The following is a 15,273-nucleotide window of genomic DNA, read 5'->3' as shown; positions in this document are numbered from 1 at the left end:
GCAGCATGCCGAAGGTGCCGCTGGAGGACTCGACCGCGGCCGAGGTGCTGGCCGACCCGGATTTCTACAACCGGATCGAATGCTCCATCCAGTCCCCCTTGGTCAGCCGCACCGATCTGAAGACGTTCGGCCGCAAGGCGCTGACGACGCCGGGCAAGCTCACACAGTTCGAGGTCTTCGGCCCGCATTCGAAGGCCGACCAGGAACTGTCGTTCATCCTGGTCCTCGGCGTCTTTGCCGCCAAGGCACTGCGCGACTACGTCGCAGAGCACGGCGTCCTCCCCGCACACGAACTGCGGACGAGCGTCCGGGCGGGCCTGGCGCTGCCGATCACCGAGTACGTGCAGCGCCGGCACGGATTTGCGGCAGACTTCACCGGGCCGGCCGCTGCGCCGGCGACGCACCTGGTGACGCTGAAGATGTTCAACACTCCGGTTCCGGTCCGTCTCACCTTCGAGGCCGTGCACGTGCTGGCGGAGGGTGCGAGTGCGCAGTTCGCGATCACGAACAAGGGCGAGGTGCTTGCCCGGGCCCTGCTGGATGACCTCCGGCACAGCGATCCCGAGGGGCATGCCCGGCTGGCCGCGCAAGGGATCAGTGCCGCGGACCTGGTTGCCGTGCAGAACACGATCGGCGTGGATGCTGGAGAAGGGACGACGAACTTCCCCGCGTACTCCGAGGGCCGGTTCAACCCGGCTGCGTCAAGCACGCTGGACCAGGGTTTCGGCACGGTGCTTGAGAACGCCATGGAAGCGATGCGCGAGGCCCGTCCCCCGCTTGTTTTCGGCAGCCGCAAGGAGCTCGCGGATTTCCTCCAGCAGGAGCCGTCGAAGTTCACCCGGGCCAAGCATGAGCGTGCCCGGGGGTTTGTCGACGACCAGGCCGAGTACCTGTGCGAGGAGATCGCCTCGGCGTTCGGCGATGTATTGGCACAGGCCGGCTCCGCCACCGATGTGGTCTATGTCTATGGTGGCGGCTCGGGGCCTATCGCGAAGTTCCTGCGTCCGAAGCTGCAGCAGATCGCCGGTGACATTCCGGTGTTGTATCTCGACGCCCGGTACTCGCGGCATCTGAACCGCGAAGGTCTCTATATCGCGGCGCGCCACGTCGAGCAGGCCGCCGGAAAGGAGCCGGCGCCGGCGACGGGAGCAGCTAAGGATCAGAATGCGGCTTGATGATGGAGACTGTTCGTCAGCTGACGACCGCAGGTCTCCGCGGCAGCAACCGGCTAACGCTGTTCTGACAGGTCCTCTGCTCGGTGGCTTGCGCCGCCCTGGTCCCACGGCGGCGACAGCGACCTTTCAGTGAGGCCGCACCGTCGACGCAGGGTCGGGGTGATGGTGGTGGCCGGTGGGGTGGGGCTCATGAGACGTTTGTGGACACTGCTCCTCAGTCAAGGTTTTTGCTGCTCGGGAGCGTCGATTCCTTGCATCGGTTTTTGCTGAGTTCCGGCTGCACAGTCGGTCCTCGTATATTTGCCTGCGGCCGGCCGGGGAGTGGGATGAGCCGGGGGTGCGTGAAACTCTTGGGCGACATAGTCCAGCAGGTTGTCACGGGCGTCGCGGTCTTGCATTTCCTGGCGGGTCCGCCGTTCGGGGCGCAGGACGCCGGCAACGATTGCAAGCGATTTGCGGTCGCGGTTGTACTTGCGTTGGAGCCGCTCGGGTTCGCGCAGGGTCGCGGCCGCCCGCCCCATCGCCCTGCCTGCCACGCCGGCCCCGGCGACGGGAGGCGGCTCCCCCACCCGCAGAATCCGCGATCAGGCACATTACGGTTGCGGGAACCACCGGGCACGGTTCCTGAACCGTCAGCCCGCACTGACTCCGGGGAGTTGGGAAGGGTCGGTGCACACCGGTGCGCCGGGTGCGGGCCGGTCCAGGAAACGGAGTGATTCCATGAAGGTTTTCTGTCCGGAATCAAGGAGGGGATCAGGAGACGAGCCGGACAACGCGAGGACCTGGATGATGGTGGAGCCGTGCATGATGGTCAGGATTTGGGCGCGCAGAGTCCGGCCGTCATAGTCCGTGTAGGTGAAATTTGCCCGGACGGCGGGGAACGACTGCACGGTGGTCAGTTCCCTGGTTTCCATGGTTGGCGGCGCGGATCCGGGTTTTCCGGAGTCTGCGGAATTCTTGACGGTTGCATCCAGCGTGGCTTGCAGGACCTCGGTCGTATGCGCAGGGTCCATGCACGGAAGAGGCAATGCCGTGACGGATTGGCCCGAATTTTCGGGGCTGTATACATCCGCGGTGGACGTGGTTTCCGCGGTCAGGGCGAGCGTCATCCTGGAGTGCGAGGGTGGGCTGAGGAACTTCACGGTGAAGCCGTGGACCGGTTCCGTGTAGTCGGTCAAACGCAGGGTCGGGGTTGGCCGTGCGGTCGCCGTGGCTATGGTAGCCGGCTGCGTCGTGGCGGCTGCTTGTTCTTGCTGGCCGTTGTTCAGCACCTGGGGAAGGAATGCCCAGGCACCGGCGCCGCAGAGCACGGCCAGACACGCGATGACGACGACCGGGGTGCTTTTCCTGTGGGGTCGCCTTCCCCGCGGGTTCTTCTCCCCCTCAGCGGGCGGGGGCGACGTGACGCCCGGGATGGTCTCTTCCGGCAGGGACGGCATGTGCTCGTCCGTATCCCGCTTCATGTAGCCCCCTGTTTTCGTTGGTGTCGGTATGTGCGACGTGTTCCGGACGCTTGGCCCGTACCTTGGCGTCCCGTTCAGGCGTTGGTGCCTGTTGCGGCCGCCGGGGGAATGGCTGTGCCGGCCCCGTCGATAACCGCATTGATGTAGCCGCTCAGTTCCTTGACCTCGGCGTCGGTGGGCCGCGCGGCGGGGATCGTCTTGCTGCCGGTGACGAACAGGTTCCCGGTCATGGCGACCATGGCCAGCGTGTAATGCGGCCCGTTCTGGTCCGTGATTGTCTGGACGTTGGCGGTTGCTTTCCTTCCGTGCAGGTCTGCAAGGACCGGGGAAAGTTCGTAGCGGGCGCTCTGGCCGTCAAAGATGAGGGTGGAGGGTGAGCATCGGGCCCGGACCCGGTCCAGGTTGTACATGCCTTGCCAGTACAGCCCGGAATCATCCGAGGAGGCCGTAATGGTTGACCTGCCGGCTGGCGGGCCGAGCAGGGCCGCGGCAGTCGGTATCCGGTCATCCGAGAAGCTCCCGGCACGAAGCAGGTCCAGGCATTCGGCCGGTTCAGTGGTCACCATTGATGAACCCAGCGATTGGATGCCCTGGATCATTTTGAGCTGGGAATCGTCCACCACGGACGCTGCAAGGCCATCGACGGCACGGACGCTACCGACCAGCGCACGGAGCCGGGCAACGGAATACACGGCGGCGGGCGTTGCACCGGCAGTGGGGCCCGGGCTGATCGTCCAGGCGTCTGTGGGTACCGCGCCGGGCGCTGCAGCACCCGCGCATCCGGTCATCGGCAGGATCAGCACACCGGCAGCAAGTGCCGGAATGCCAACGCGACGCGGAAACCTCAAAGCAACCATCCCCCAAAATAGATGACCAAGGCGAACGCGAACGCACTGCCTCAAGATGCCATGCCCGGGCATGACGTCTTGGACAAGATTAGCCTCTGCATCTCCTCCGGAAAGCATTTGGAACCTGGCGGTTCCGTCTGGAACCTGGCGGTTCCGTCGCGTCCACACGGTCCCGGCTTCGGAACAAGGGCCTGAAAATTGCAGGCTTCGGAGTTCTTGGCGTGATCGCCCTCGTTGTCATCATCGGGTCCGTCGTCGCCACGGCTACCACCTCAAGCCCGGCATTGAACCGTTCGACTTCAACACCCCGTCCGGGAGGTCAAGGACCCTGACCGTGACGCCGCCGACGCGACACTGCTCGCCGGTCTCTACGTTGACGCCATCGACGAGGCATGGTTCCGCGGTGGACCCGTTGCCGAGGGCGCCGGTTATACAGCCTGGCGGCAGTGGCACCTGGAACAGGCCCAGCTCAGCCCGATGGATCGCAGCCACGACCCGAACGGGTTCGGGGGCCGGATCGGCAAGGACGCCGTCACCGGCGGACTCTACCTCCGTCCGACGGCGAGAAGCTCCTCAGCCCGAAGTATGGGTGCTTCAGAAACCGGAAAAGTTCATTCCTAAAGTCAAGGGCAGGCGCCTGCGGGACTCACGGGGCTGTGAAGGGAAGAATGACACTGGCCAAGACAACGATCGACCCAACGACGAGAAAGATTGCCGCTACGGTCCTGATCGGACCCTTGATCTCGTTGCCGTCTTTGTCTAATAGCCGGAACCATCTGCCGGGAGGAACCGACATTGGTTTACGACGCTTGGCCAATGCATAGAGGAGCACGCCGCCAATTACGACGATGAACAAAGGTACGAACCTGGCTATCCACCGAAGCGTTTCTTGTGCCATTCGTCCGAGTCCTTTGCATGGTCGCCACCTACCAAGAGGACGCGCCGGAATACAGCGCGATCTTCCGTTCTCACATGGGACGCTGTTTACCCATGGCTGTCAACACCCGGCAGCCCTTGTTCCGGTCTCCCCAGGGACGGGAAGTGGCGTGAAGTGCCCACATCCGACTCAGTACTGCCGTGAGGCAGGAAGTCGTGCTGCGCCCAGTGTTTGATACCGGTTCCGCCGGCATCGAGTGACACGATTTCGGGTGGACACCTCTCATGCCGAACTATCTGGCACATCCGAGTTTCGTGCTGTCTCCTGGTGTCGCGGTCCGGGTTTCCTCGAGGACATCTTAGACAACAACTTGTACCGGCTTGGTGAGACATTATGTGGCTCTGAATGGCGGAATTCCGCGGACCAACACAGATCACCCATCACCTGCACTTTGCGAGACACGCGGTGCCCCTGACTGGGCGAACATCTCGCCGTGGAATGTATATGCTCGGCGGCATGTACAAACAACTGGCGGTTCTGGGGGCAGCGGCAGTTCTCATGGCAGGCTGCGCGTCCCCGGCCCCACCGCTCAGCAGACATCGCCGCCGCCGGGCGCCTCATCCGCGGACCCGCTGACTCCAACACCGACGCCAACAACTGCACCGGACGCGACGTCTGTAGCGACCGGGCTGAAAGGAAAGGTTCCGACGATCGCCGCTGTCACTACGGTCACGGAAGCGCTGGATTCCAACAAGCTGCTCGGCCGTCCTGGTCAATACACCTCAGCGGCGTGGATCACCGATTCCGGAGTCCCCGCGGGAGCAACCGGAATCGACGGCGGAGCGGTGGTGGAAGTCTTCGCACATGATGCCGACGCCCAGGCGCGCTCCGAATGCATCCAAGGCGTCTTGAAGAAGGCAGGACCTGCTTTCGGCACGGAGTGGCATCACTTGAAGGGCAAAATCTTGTTGCGGGTCAGCGGCAAGCTCAACCCCAGCACCAATGACGAATACACGGCTGCGTTCGGAAGCTAGGCACACCGACCCATTGCCGAAACCGCTCGAAGGCCGAATTCGCCGGAGCCGTTCGGCCGTCCCGATGAAAGGGAGATTTTGTGCATCGGCTCGTGTTGGCATAAGCGCGAATGTGCTCGAACTGGAGGGATGACTAAATGACCTCAGGCGTTGACACGTCGTTCGACTTCAACTCGGATACCCCGGCAGGCAAGGACCCTGATTCGTTCAGCCCGACCCTGCGCCGGTACCACCAGCTGTTGTGGAGCAAGGAGCTGCCCAACGGGGCCCGGTTCGACGTGGCACCCGAGGGCCGCCAGTACCTGGTGCACCGCTCCCCTGTGGGTGTCTTCCATCTCGCCAGCGATACCATCACCACCAGGCTGCGCAAAAGAGCATGGGCTGTCGTCCGGGAGATCCCGGAGAATGAGCTGCCGGAGTACTCCGGCTACACGGTCGGAAGCACCTTGGTGTTCCCGGGCAACGTCGTCGGCGGCAGGCAGACCATCAACGGTGCACGCGGGTTCCACGCCAAAATCGCCGATCGCTTTGACCTGACTTTGGAATGCATCCGCCGCCATTACCTGGGTCAGCCGAACCCTCTCGCGGACGCGCTCCGCAGGTATGCGGATTTCTTCGCCCTGTTCGAAGACTTCCCCGGGTACGTCAAATTCTTCATGCTTGATGACCTCGTGGAGGATGACGGCCGGACCATCCGGTCTTCCACCCGTTCGCGGACTTCAGCACGCCGGCCGTTCCGGGTACCGCCGAGGAGTACCTGAACTATCTACAGGCCAGCAACGACTTCATCCGCGCCCGCAAACGCAGGATCGACGAAAACCCGTGAAGCGCCGTCGGGATCGTCCTTAGGCCGTCCCCAAGGCGTTGAACCGGGACGTGGTTCACCTTGATGCGCGAGTGTCCTGAGCTGCCAGACTTTGAGATTTCTTGATTCGTCATGCCCTCAGCCATCAGCAGCCCGGCGTGCCATCCGTTTCTGGAGAAGCTTGTTCCGTTCTTCATGTGAGGGAACCGGTGTCTCCACGATGTCGAAGTCTTCCGGCTCCGGTCCAACCTCAATGAGTTTCCCCTTGGACCAACGTGTCCATCGAATCCCGGAGCTATCGGTGAATGTCACGGAAACCTCATGTAGCGGCAAAGCGTCATCAACGGGGTGGACCAAACCTTGGCTCGTCACCACATGTTTAACGAACGTCTCGAGGACTCCACGGTCCGGGTCGAAACAGATAAGTTCGACATTGAAGATGGGAAGCTGGTTCGCAAGATCGATTCGCACCGTGTGCTGGCCGTCCAAGGCGTCTTTAAGACCGCGATGTACAGTCACCGTTGCTGCTTGCGACCGGTGCTGATCTTTGGTCTGGCGGTTGTACGCGATGGCACCAAGCCACAGAGCGCCTGCCGTGCCAATTGCACCGATAGCGGCGGCAACCGATCCCCAGAACGTTGAGATCGCACTCAACCATTCGGCCGCGTTGGGTGGCGCAGTATCGGTTGCGCCGTGCATGAAGAGTGAAACAACGATGACCACGGCGACGACGCCTAAGACTATAGCGACTGTAGCTGCTGCGACTATAAGTTTCCACGATTTGAGCACGGTGTTCCCCTTAGTTCGGGTCACGGGTGAAGGCGGTCGGATACAAACGGCTCATTTCCGCAAGCCTCTGAGGCCGCCGCCGTGTGTGCGCCCGACACTCACCCGGCCAGTTGTGCTGAACATTGCACTTCTTCACTGGCCTGCGGCAGGCTTGACAAGGAAGACGTTCCAGCTATCACCGCTGGCTTTTGTAGATGAGCACTCAAGCTGCATTGGAAAGGTGTTCTTGGGGTTTGTCCAGCCTCCCACGGTATGCCAGCTTCCATCTGCCGCCTGGGTGGTTTCCGTCTTTCCAGGCTGCATCGTTGCGTCTGGTACAGCTTGGAGAACGCGGCGAACGCAGACGCTGCCGGCGTTTTCCTGATCCTCCTGTAGCTGAATGTCGATCGCCTTTTGCGCATCGTCTGCGGCCTTAGCCAAGGCAGAGGCCTGGGCAGACACCGAGGTTGAGGCGCTGGCCTCAGCCGCGGCTTTATTGTTGGCCGTAATTGTTTGAGAGGCGACAGCCCAAGCAATGATTGCGAGCAGCATGATCACAATGATCCCGCCGATCAAAAGCAATCGGTTCTTATCCGGAGTTTTCGTCATCGGGGTTTCGGTGCTCAAGAGCTGCCTTCCGCGTAAACAGTGCCAGGGGAAGAGCCGTGTTCTTTCAGCACTTCTGATGAAGACTATCCGAAGCTTCGGCCGTGTGTGACATGACAGACTCGGCAAAACCGCCCGCCGTAGGTTCCCTTGCTGGAGGGCACAGGACAGGGCGAGGGGGCGCAATATGGACCAGGGAACACGACCGCAGACCGATGAGGCTAACGCGCCGGAGCTGCTCCATGTGAGGCCGCAGCGGACCGTCGAGGAGCCTGTTCTCAGTCCCCGCAACGCATCCAAGTCACGGCATTGGCGGTTCTGGACGGGCCTCAACCAGCTGCTCACCGGCGGCGCCACCGAATTGTTCACGTTCGCGAATGTCATGGCCATCAACGGGCAGGTGCAGGACGACAGCGTCTCTGGCATGCCGCCGGCGGCCGGGTCGATCGCGGAAATCATCACCATGATCGTGGCCTTCACAGTGGTCTCCCTCGCCGGCATGATCATCGGGATCTGGAACCTCGACACCCTCAAAAGCACTGCCCGGTCATCGCTGATTGCCGCCATTGTGGTCTCCGTGGCGTCGATCGGGCTGGACATGGTCTTCCTTAGCGGCCCCCGACCGACCCCGTGAAACTCTGTTGGGCCTTGGTTCAGGCGTACTACAGCCTTTGGACCATCCGCATCCTGCGGCTCAAGAAAGTCCCTGTCGCGTAGACCGACGATCGGGTGACCCTGATGTTTGAATCCGAAGTTCATGATCCAACGATTACTTTTGCACAGCCGGCAGGAGCTAGATCGACGGCCCGTGGATGCTCCCCAGTACGATTCATTCATGGTCAAAGCATTGACGTCGGTCGTGTCGCTACCCTCCGAACTTCCCTTGTTGCCAGAAGCCTTGGGGACCAAGTTTGTAGGAAAGGTCGCCTTGGGGCGTTTCAACCTCCTAATGCCCGTACTGCCTGCCGGGCCCCTCCTTCCGGCGCTGCCCTTGCTCGATCCCCTTGAAAGCCCGTTTACACAAGCCCACGGCGGTCCCCGGGCATGGGGACACACCGAGAGTTCGATGCCCGCATCAGGTGTCGAACCGGTAATCGGGAGGGTGTCGGCGGTAGTCGTTGAAGTTGATGCCGAAATCAGCCCTAACGAATTGCCGGATTTCGCAGAAACCTTTGGGCAGGAATTCAACCAGTGGTACGGCATCGCCATCTCTTGGATTGAGCTTTGGAACGACCTGAACCTGACAAACCTCCAGGAGTCCTATCCCGGCACGACCGGCACGATTGGCGCGCCGGACGCCAGCGGTATTGCAAGCGGGTGGTCACCTGTTGAGAGGATGTATGTGACCTCGGCTGCCCGTGCAATAAGCGAAGGGACCCTGGCACTCGCATTCGAAAAAGCTACCGCCGATGAACACCCCCCGGCCGAGTGGGTGCTCTACCTACAAGGGGCCAAGACCTTTGACGACAGACTAGCGGTCATAGAGGCTGCGACTGCCGCCGAGGTCGCCTTGACCGGGGCCATACACCAGCGGTTGGCTCAACTGACGGCTGAAGCACGCGAACTCATCGTCGAGAACGCAAATGGTCTGTACGGCATGGTCAAGTTGCTGCAAAAGATTGACGCCAAAAAGGACGGTCCCACGCTCGATAAGGTCGGCAAACAACTAGCCAAGCCGCGCAACAAGGCCGTTCACGCAGGGTGGCAGCCGACCAACCATGAAGTCCGGGAGGCCTTCGTCATCGCAGGGGTGCTACTGGAGGAATATTCGCCACTCCCAGCCCGGACGGCCGGTGTCTAGTTCCATCCGACGAGCCCGCAGCATTCATCCACGGCATCTCAAAGACCAATCCGCCCCAAGGTTGTGGACTGGCAGCATCTTTAGTGGATTCCTAAAAACCATCCAAAAGCTTGTAAAGGCGAATCTGGACTTCCTTGTTCTTCTGCGGATCGCACAGCATCCCCTTACATGAGTGCGTCCAGTTTCTCCCAGAACGCGGTGCGCAGGGCTTTGCGGACTCCTTGCAGGTCGGTTTTGGTTTCACCGATCCGCTGCGCGCAGTCTTTCAGCAGAACCCGGTCGATTTCGACGGGAAGAATAGGGCGGTCCGCGAGCAGTTCGTTCAGTTCGCCTTGGGTGACCGAGCCGTACCAGCTGGCGGCGACGCTCTCCCCCACGTCCTGGGCGACATCCAGGAGGGTATCTTCCGGGAACGTTGGAGTCCCGGTGCCCCCGGAGCTGTAGACGAGGTGCGCCTCCGCGTGGTGCGGGCGGCTCGGCATGTGGTGGAGCGGCCTGCCCGGCGGAGCCGGTTTGGCCATCGGCGCACCCGGCCTCGGCAAAGGCCGTGGCACCGGATGGCCGGCAAGGGCAGTATCTGAACTAACAGACGCGGGCACCGGCACCGGCACCGGCACCGGACGCGGCGCGTCTTTGACGATTCTCGTGAAGCACTCCTCGATCAGTTCCGCTGGCAAGGTGATGATGCTGTCCACCCGCAGCGCCAGGTGCTCGGCGACCGACATCACCCCGAGCCGCTGGGCTGAGTCGGCGACACCGACCAGCACGACCTTCATGCCCAGGTCCTGGGCTTCCTCGACGGCCTCGGCCAGGTCGTCGTCGCCGGAGACCAGGTAGGCAACCGAGGCTGCCCGGTTGCGGGCCACCCCGACCAGGTCCAGGCCCAGCTTCAGGTCAACGCCTTTCTGCTCGCCGTTGAAGGAGATCCTGCCGAGCCTGACCTTCACCCCTGGCAGCAGGCCGATCTGTTTGTGCTGATCGGTGAACAACGCGTCCTTCGAGGCGTCATACCAGTACGTGCGCAGATGTTCCACGCCGGAGTGCTCCTCCGTGCACTTCATGATTCCGGCGATCAACTTCCCGTAATCGACGCGGAAGGCGGACCGGAGGGACGTTCCCACCACCTGCGTGCCGCCCACAGCCAGAAGGAAACCTGCATCGACGAAGACTGCGCGCTGGGAAACCATGGCCCCGATGATACCCCCCGATCTCTACAAGCCGGTGAGCAGGTGAAAGACGCCGCCGGTCGACGGAAACGGGCGCGGCACGAGCCAACGCCGCGCCGCGAAGTCCGCCCGTTGGTAGGGCATCATGGATCCAGAGACTGTTGAAATGGGGGATCAATGAGTACATACACCGACCCGCTCGTCGATGACGCAGCATCAATGAGCGCGTACGAAGGGCAAGTATGGGACAAACTCAACACACACTGGCGGCGCCGCAATAATCGCCGCGGTCTGCCAAACTGGGCGAGCACCGCACTCACCCGAACCGGTGTGGTCGCGGGAAACGCAGCCAACCGGGTAGAGGCTGCCGTCCCAGGGGCAGTCATGAAACCGATCCGTCGCGCGGGCACGGCTGTAGCAAACAAGGCAGTTCGCCCAGCAATTGAAGCCGCGGCAGGGCTGCTTGAGCTTGTCAACGACTGGGCTTTGGAGCTCAACGACCCGAAAAGCGTCGAGAAGCTCGCGCGAAAGCGTGGCCTCGAAATTAACAGTTTCACCGAACTGCGACAGCAGGACCTCAAGGTCTGCGACCGGCTACTGACCCTTAACACCCTCACGTGGCGAACCGCCGGGGCAATCGAGGGCGGTGCCATGGGATTGCTGGCTCTGGTTCCTGTCGCCGGTATTCCAATCGCGATGACGGCGGATGTCCTTGTCATCCAGGTGCTGAGCGCGTCGATCGCAGCGCGCATCGCCTACTCCTACGGCTACGACGCCAAAGATCCCGATGAGCAGATCTTCATCCAACGTCTGGTCCGCCGGTCCTTCATGGCACAAGCAGCCAAAGCAGAGCCTTTGCGTGACGTCGCACGCGCGGCCGACGCGATCAAGGGACGCGTACGATGGTCCGACAAGCTCCGCGCAGACCATCGCCTGCTGGCGGCTCTGGAGAAGTTGATGCAGCAGCTAGGTCCGGCCGGTTCCAAGGTTCCCGTAGAAAACGTGGCCAAAGTCGTCCCGTTCGTCGGTGTTTTCATTGGTGCCGGCATGAACTCCACGATCCTCGGAAATGTTGCCGCTGATGCCCAGCGGTACTGCCAGACCCGATTCCTGTGCGAAAAGTATGGGTTGCCGTTACCAGTCGCGCTGACTACCGACCCGGACGATGACCTCCCGGCCGACGCCACAGAAGGTGATCACTAAACTGACGATTGTCCAGGGGCGATCCTCTCCCGTAAACCCAGACACGCTTCTGGTCCCCGGAGTACCTGGACCGCGTCGAACTCTCAGACAAGCCGTCGACCCCTCGATATGGCCCACAAGAAGGCAATTCAGGGCATGCATCGGAAACACACGGTAAATGAACTTACTCAAATGAGGCGCCGGAAACCGAAAACGTCATTTGCTCTACACACCGTTCAGCCCGACCCGGTTTTCGCCGAAATCGACCTCGGAACCGGGACCGTGTTCCCGGGAACGCATATCTCAATGGCGCGTCCTGCCTCGACATCGATCTGCGGCCGTCGCACTGACGACTCGCCTTTAGGTGCGCCGATCGCCGTTGAACGGCACACATTCCACCATAGCTGTGTTCGCCATCACATGCCCAATGGATTCCATCAACAAGGCAGCCGTACCCGTTGTCAGTAGTAGGCATCCCTGGGTTTCCACAGATACCCCGGACGCCTTCCGCTGCCCCTAGCCGGCAGCGGATTTCATCGTTCCGGTACAGATCGGATAGCCCGCGCAGCCGAGGAAGCGGCCGTAGCGCCCTGCTCTTTCCTTCATGGTGCGCTTCCGGCATTTCGGGCAGACCACGGGCGTGATGTCGTCGCCTCTGACGGACCGGATCCTGACCACGCCGTCTCTGACCAGCTCAAGGAGGAACGCTGATTCTGTGCCGGCACGGGTGACCAGGAGCACCGACCGCCTGGCACGGGTCAAGGCGACATAGAACAGGCGCCGTTCCTCGGCGTACGGATAGGGGTCGGGTTCCGCCATGGCCAGCTGCAGCAGCGGATCATCCTCGATGGTGCTGGGGAACCCTCTCCGCTCCAGGCCGAGCACGACGACGTAATCGGCTTCCTTTCCCTTCGAAGCGTGCACGGTGTTGAATTCGACCCTCAGGTGGGCGTATCCGGCATCAAGAGCTGAGGCGACATCCTCCCTGACACGGCCATACCGGCCAAGCAAAAGCACGCTGGCCGGCGCACTGAGCCGGGCGTCAATGCCCATCAGGTACTCCCGGACGGCCAGGCTGTATTGGCTGCGGTCCCGTACGCTGACAGCAAGCACCGTCCCGTCCGTGTCCGGCGCCGATGAGACGACGGCCTTGGAAAGCTGGGCCGGGTTCTTCGTCACGAACCGTGCGGCAATGTCGCACAGGGACTGCGGAGACCGGAAGGTGCGGTCCAGCCGGATCGTTGAGCCGGCGCCGAACCATTCCTCAAAGCGGGTCATCACGCCCAGGTCCGAGCCGGCGAACCGGTTGATGGACTGCCAGTCGTCGCCGACCGCGTACAGGTAGGTGCCGGGGGCCTTCAGCAGCGCCCGCACCAGTGCCGCACGGGCAGCGCTGGTGTCCTGCATCTCGTCGACCATGACGAGCCGGTAGGGACTGCCCCACCGCCCGGAGTCGACGTGGTCCGTGGCGAGGTTGAGCATGTCCTCGAAATCGATCTGGCTGGACACGTGCAACTGGCGGTCCCACTCGGCCACAGCGGCACCGTACAGCCGCAGGAAGAGCCTGGCCCGCAGGGTCCGGCCGGCGCGCAGCGCCAGCATCTCAGGAGTGAGCCGGTTGCCTTTCGCATGCGACATGAAGGCGCGCATCAGCGCCACCATCGCCGCGTCGCTGATCGGCGGCTCCCCCACGGCTTCCCGGTGCGGGTCTTCGTTCAGCTGGATGCCGTGCCTGCGCAGTTCCTGTTCCAGGTGGTCGAACCCCGAGCCGTCGCGGATGGTCGCCGAGGTCGTCTCGATCAGCCGGGTGCCATAGCGGGCGTGGGTCCGGCGCCGCCAGTCCATGCTCTCGGCGTACCCGTCGAAGTGCGGCGGCGGGCAACCGTCGGGCCCGAGCGCCCAGTGCTCGTGCCAGACGTCGATCTCCGGATAGTAGAAGTCCGGCTGGTACTGCCGGTGGTGCGCGTCCGCCACGTCATGCACGTAGGGCCGCTCGTACTCGTACCGGACCCCGTGCAGGAACAGCCAGTTGGCGATCATCACCTCTTCCTGGCTCCTGACGACCTCCCCGGCGAGGGTTTCGAATCCGTTGATGCCGCTGCGGCGGTCCGTCTTCTCCGGATCAGCCTCGTCCCCGAAGTCCGGCAGATGCCTGCCGAGCACGAGCCGGAAGAGGTCCCAGTCCCGCCGGAAAGACGGATCCTGGTCGCGGAGGACGTCCACGGCCTTGGCGAGGCGGCCGACCCCATTGTCGCGGGACAGATCATCGGGGATGGAGGGCCTGCGGCCGGTCGCCTCGCGGATGATGCGCAGTCCGAAGGCGTGGAAGGTGCTTGAGCACACCGCTCCGCCGTCATCGCCGAGGCGGGATGCCAGCCGCTCCGAGAGTTCACCGGCGGCCTTCTTGTTGAAGGCGAGGGCAAGGATCTCAGTCGGCTGCGCGATGCCGCGCCGGATGGTGTAGCCGGCGCGTGCGACCATGGTCGAGGTCTTGCCGGAGCCGGCCGCCGCGATCACCCGCACCCGGTTGTCGAAGCAGACGGCGGCCCTGGTCTGTTCCTCGGTGAGCGGGGACTTCTCGACCGTGCGGAAGAACTCCGCAAGGTCCGTTTTCTCCTGCTCGAAGAACGCTTCGTTCCGTCGGGCGGCCAATCCGGGCAGGTCTGCGGTGCGGCAGGCGTCGACCGCGGCGCGCTGGCGTTCGCGTCCGTCCATGGAGAACCCGCGGAACCGCGGCTCCGCATCGATTGCCAGCCATGCGGCGATGTCGGGGCGAATCCGTTCGAGCGCGTCGATGGCATCCTGGTCCACCCACCGGGGCAGCTGCATCACCTCCTGCACCCTGGACCACCACGAGAGTGCCGCTTCACCCTGCCCGTGTGCTGCCGCGAGCAGGGTGGTGAGCTCACGGCGTTCGTCCACGTGGGAGCGGAATTCCGGTTGTGCCTTCCGGGCCGCACGCCGGGAAATCCCGGAGAGCACCACCTCCGGGCCGTGGGCGGGAACGATGACGATCCGCCCCGGGCGGCCATCCGCGTGGAACCCGCGAACATCGAGGACATCGACATCGACATCGACCGGCTGCGGGATCCCGCGGATACGCAGCCGGCCCCCGCCGACCGACAGCACCCACCGGCCTGCGCCCCTGAAGGTCCGTGCCCACCAGCCCGGCGTCCATTCCGCCATGTTCCCCCTCGCGATCCGGACCTGCGCGCGAACAGGCCGTCTGACTGTGTCCCAAGGTACCAGCGGAAATTTCCCGGTAAACCACACGCAAGTCTCCCGGAACCACACGCGTATCCCGTCCTGCCTTCCGGGAGCCAAGGTAGGGTCGCATGAAACGGACCACCGACTAAACCCTCGAGCACGGCACCAAAGAACATCTCAGGTGATGATCAGGATGGACCCGCAAAAATAGAGGTGACGGCGTCGCAGTGTCCCCTCGTGCTCGTATCGGCAGCCTTAAACCTCAGAATGCCAGCCGGCACGACAAAGTATGGCCACGCCGCGGCGCTGGATCCTCACACCATCATCCGCCTGGACGGCTT

At 62.9% G+C, this 15,273-nt stretch carries 14 protein-coding genes and 1 pseudogene; 6 read left to right on the top strand and 9 right to left on the bottom strand.

What is annotated here, in order from left to right; genetic code table 11:
• A partial coding sequence (locus E1809_RS20785) for an acetate and sugar kinases/Hsc70/actin family protein (RefSeq protein ID WP_165962434.1) occupies nt 1-1,175 on the top strand: 1,175 nt, incomplete at its 5' end.
• 218 nt (nt 1,176-1,393) lie between these two features.
• On the opposite strand, the gene E1809_RS20780 is transcribed toward E1809_RS20785, so the two are convergent.
• From E1809_RS20780 to E1809_RS26870, 5 genes are all read right to left on the bottom strand, one after another.
• Entirely contained in the window at nt 1,394-1,744 is a 351-nt protein-coding gene (locus tag E1809_RS20780) for a hypothetical protein (RefSeq protein ID WP_133206147.1), read from the bottom strand.
• A gap of 63 nt (nt 1,745-1,807) precedes the next feature.
• Nucleotides 1,808-2,638, bottom strand: coding sequence for a hypothetical protein (locus tag E1809_RS20775; RefSeq protein ID WP_133206146.1), 831 nt, complete (start codon nt 2,636-2,638; stop codon nt 1,808-1,810).
• Between the two features lie 74 nt (nt 2,639-2,712).
• Nucleotides 2,713-3,495: a hypothetical protein gene (locus tag E1809_RS20770; protein ID WP_133206145.1), complete on the bottom strand. Its 783-nt coding sequence runs from the start codon at nt 3,493-3,495 to the stop codon at nt 2,713-2,715.
• 255 nt (nt 3,496-3,750) lie between these two features.
• A complete protein-coding gene (locus E1809_RS20765) occupies nt 3,751-3,978 on the bottom strand; it encodes a hypothetical protein (RefSeq protein WP_133206143.1) in 228 nt (75 codons plus the stop codon).
• A 974-nt stretch (nt 3,979-4,952) separates the two neighbouring features.
• A complete protein-coding gene (locus E1809_RS26870) occupies nt 4,953-5,096 on the bottom strand; it encodes a hypothetical protein (protein ID WP_165962432.1) in 144 nt (47 codons plus the stop codon).
• A gap of 115 nt (nt 5,097-5,211) precedes the next feature.
• Between E1809_RS26870 and E1809_RS20760 the strand changes: the two genes are divergently transcribed.
• The gene (locus E1809_RS20760) at nt 5,212-5,397 is read left to right on the top strand and encodes a hypothetical protein (protein WP_133206142.1); all 186 of its coding nucleotides are present in this window, start codon (nt 5,212-5,214) and stop codon (nt 5,395-5,397) included.
• Nucleotides 5,398-5,534: 137 nt separating this feature from the next.
• Nucleotides 5,535-6,223 (top strand): annotated as a pseudogene (locus E1809_RS20755) (DUF6994 family protein).
• 117 nt (nt 6,224-6,340) lie between these two features.
• Here the strand turns inward: E1809_RS20755 and E1809_RS20750 are convergent.
• Both E1809_RS20750 and E1809_RS20745 read right to left on the bottom strand, forming a co-directional pair.
• Complete coding sequence (locus E1809_RS20750) at nt 6,341-7,015, bottom strand: hypothetical protein (RefSeq protein WP_133206140.1); 675 nt, start codon at nt 7,013-7,015, stop codon at nt 6,341-6,343.
• A 108-nt stretch (nt 7,016-7,123) separates the two neighbouring features.
• Nucleotides 7,124-7,597, bottom strand: a complete 474-nt coding sequence (locus E1809_RS20745) for a hypothetical protein (protein WP_133206139.1) — start codon at nt 7,595-7,597, stop codon at nt 7,124-7,126.
• Between the two features lie 166 nt (nt 7,598-7,763).
• On the opposite strand from E1809_RS20745, the gene E1809_RS20740 reads away from it, so the two are divergent.
• Both E1809_RS20740 and E1809_RS20735 read left to right on the top strand, forming a co-directional pair.
• A complete protein-coding gene (locus tag E1809_RS20740; RefSeq protein ID WP_133206138.1) occupies nt 7,764-8,210 on the top strand; it encodes a hypothetical protein in 447 nt (148 codons plus the stop codon).
• A gap of 201 nt (nt 8,211-8,411) precedes the next feature.
• Complete coding sequence (locus E1809_RS20735) at nt 8,412-9,377, top strand: hypothetical protein (protein WP_133206136.1); 966 nt, start codon at nt 8,412-8,414, stop codon at nt 9,375-9,377.
• A gap of 164 nt (nt 9,378-9,541) precedes the next feature.
• On the opposite strand, the gene E1809_RS20730 is transcribed toward E1809_RS20735, so the two are convergent.
• Nucleotides 9,542-10,564 (bottom strand): NYN domain-containing protein, encoded by a 1,023-nt coding sequence (locus E1809_RS20730; RefSeq protein WP_133206135.1) that lies wholly within the window; start codon nt 10,562-10,564, stop codon nt 9,542-9,544.
• Between the two features lie 156 nt (nt 10,565-10,720).
• Between E1809_RS20730 and E1809_RS20725 the strand changes: the two genes are divergently transcribed.
• Nucleotides 10,721-11,746, top strand: coding sequence for an EcsC family protein (locus E1809_RS20725; RefSeq protein ID WP_133206134.1), 1,026 nt, complete (start codon nt 10,721-10,723; stop codon nt 11,744-11,746).
• A 495-nt stretch (nt 11,747-12,241) separates the two neighbouring features.
• Here the strand turns inward: E1809_RS20725 and E1809_RS20720 are convergent, their stop codons facing one another.
• Nucleotides 12,242-14,911 carry a UvrD-helicase domain-containing protein gene (locus E1809_RS20720; protein ID WP_133206133.1) on the bottom strand — a complete coding sequence of 890 codons (2,670 nt, stop codon included), beginning with the start codon at nt 14,909-14,911 and terminating at the stop codon, nt 12,242-12,244.
• Nucleotides 14,912-15,273: the final 362 nt, after the last annotated feature.

It is taken from the genome of Arthrobacter terricola, from assembly GCF_004354015.1.
Classification (GTDB): domain Bacteria; phylum Actinomycetota; class Actinomycetes; order Actinomycetales; family Micrococcaceae; genus Arthrobacter; species Arthrobacter terricola.
Note: the sequence above shows the minus strand (reverse complement) of the source record. Positions and strands in the feature narration are given on the sequence as shown.

What these genes read in the sequence shown, in the direction of transcription:
- E1809_RS20740 (WP_133206138.1), top strand. Translation starts at nt 7,764, where the DNA reads ATGGACCAGGGAACACGACCGCAGACCGATGAGGCTAACGCGCCGGAG.
- E1809_RS20735 (WP_133206136.1), top strand. Translation starts at nt 8,412, where the DNA reads ATGGTCAAAGCATTGACGTCGGTCGTGTCGCTACCCTCCGAACTTCCC.
- E1809_RS20720 (WP_133206133.1), bottom strand. Translation starts at nt 14,911, where the DNA reads ATGGCGGAATGGACGCCGGGCTGGTGGGCACGGACCTTCAGGGGCGCA.
- E1809_RS20730 (WP_133206135.1), bottom strand. Translation starts at nt 10,564, where the DNA reads ATGGTTTCCCAGCGCGCAGTCTTCGTCGATGCAGGTTTCCTTCTGGCT.
- E1809_RS20725 (WP_133206134.1), top strand. Translation starts at nt 10,721, where the DNA reads ATGAGTACATACACCGACCCGCTCGTCGATGACGCAGCATCAATGAGC.
- E1809_RS20775 (WP_133206146.1), bottom strand. Translation starts at nt 2,638, where the DNA reads ATGAAGCGGGATACGGACGAGCACATGCCGTCCCTGCCGGAAGAGACC.
- E1809_RS20770 (WP_133206145.1), bottom strand. Translation starts at nt 3,495, where the DNA reads ATGGTTGCTTTGAGGTTTCCGCGTCGCGTTGGCATTCCGGCACTTGCT.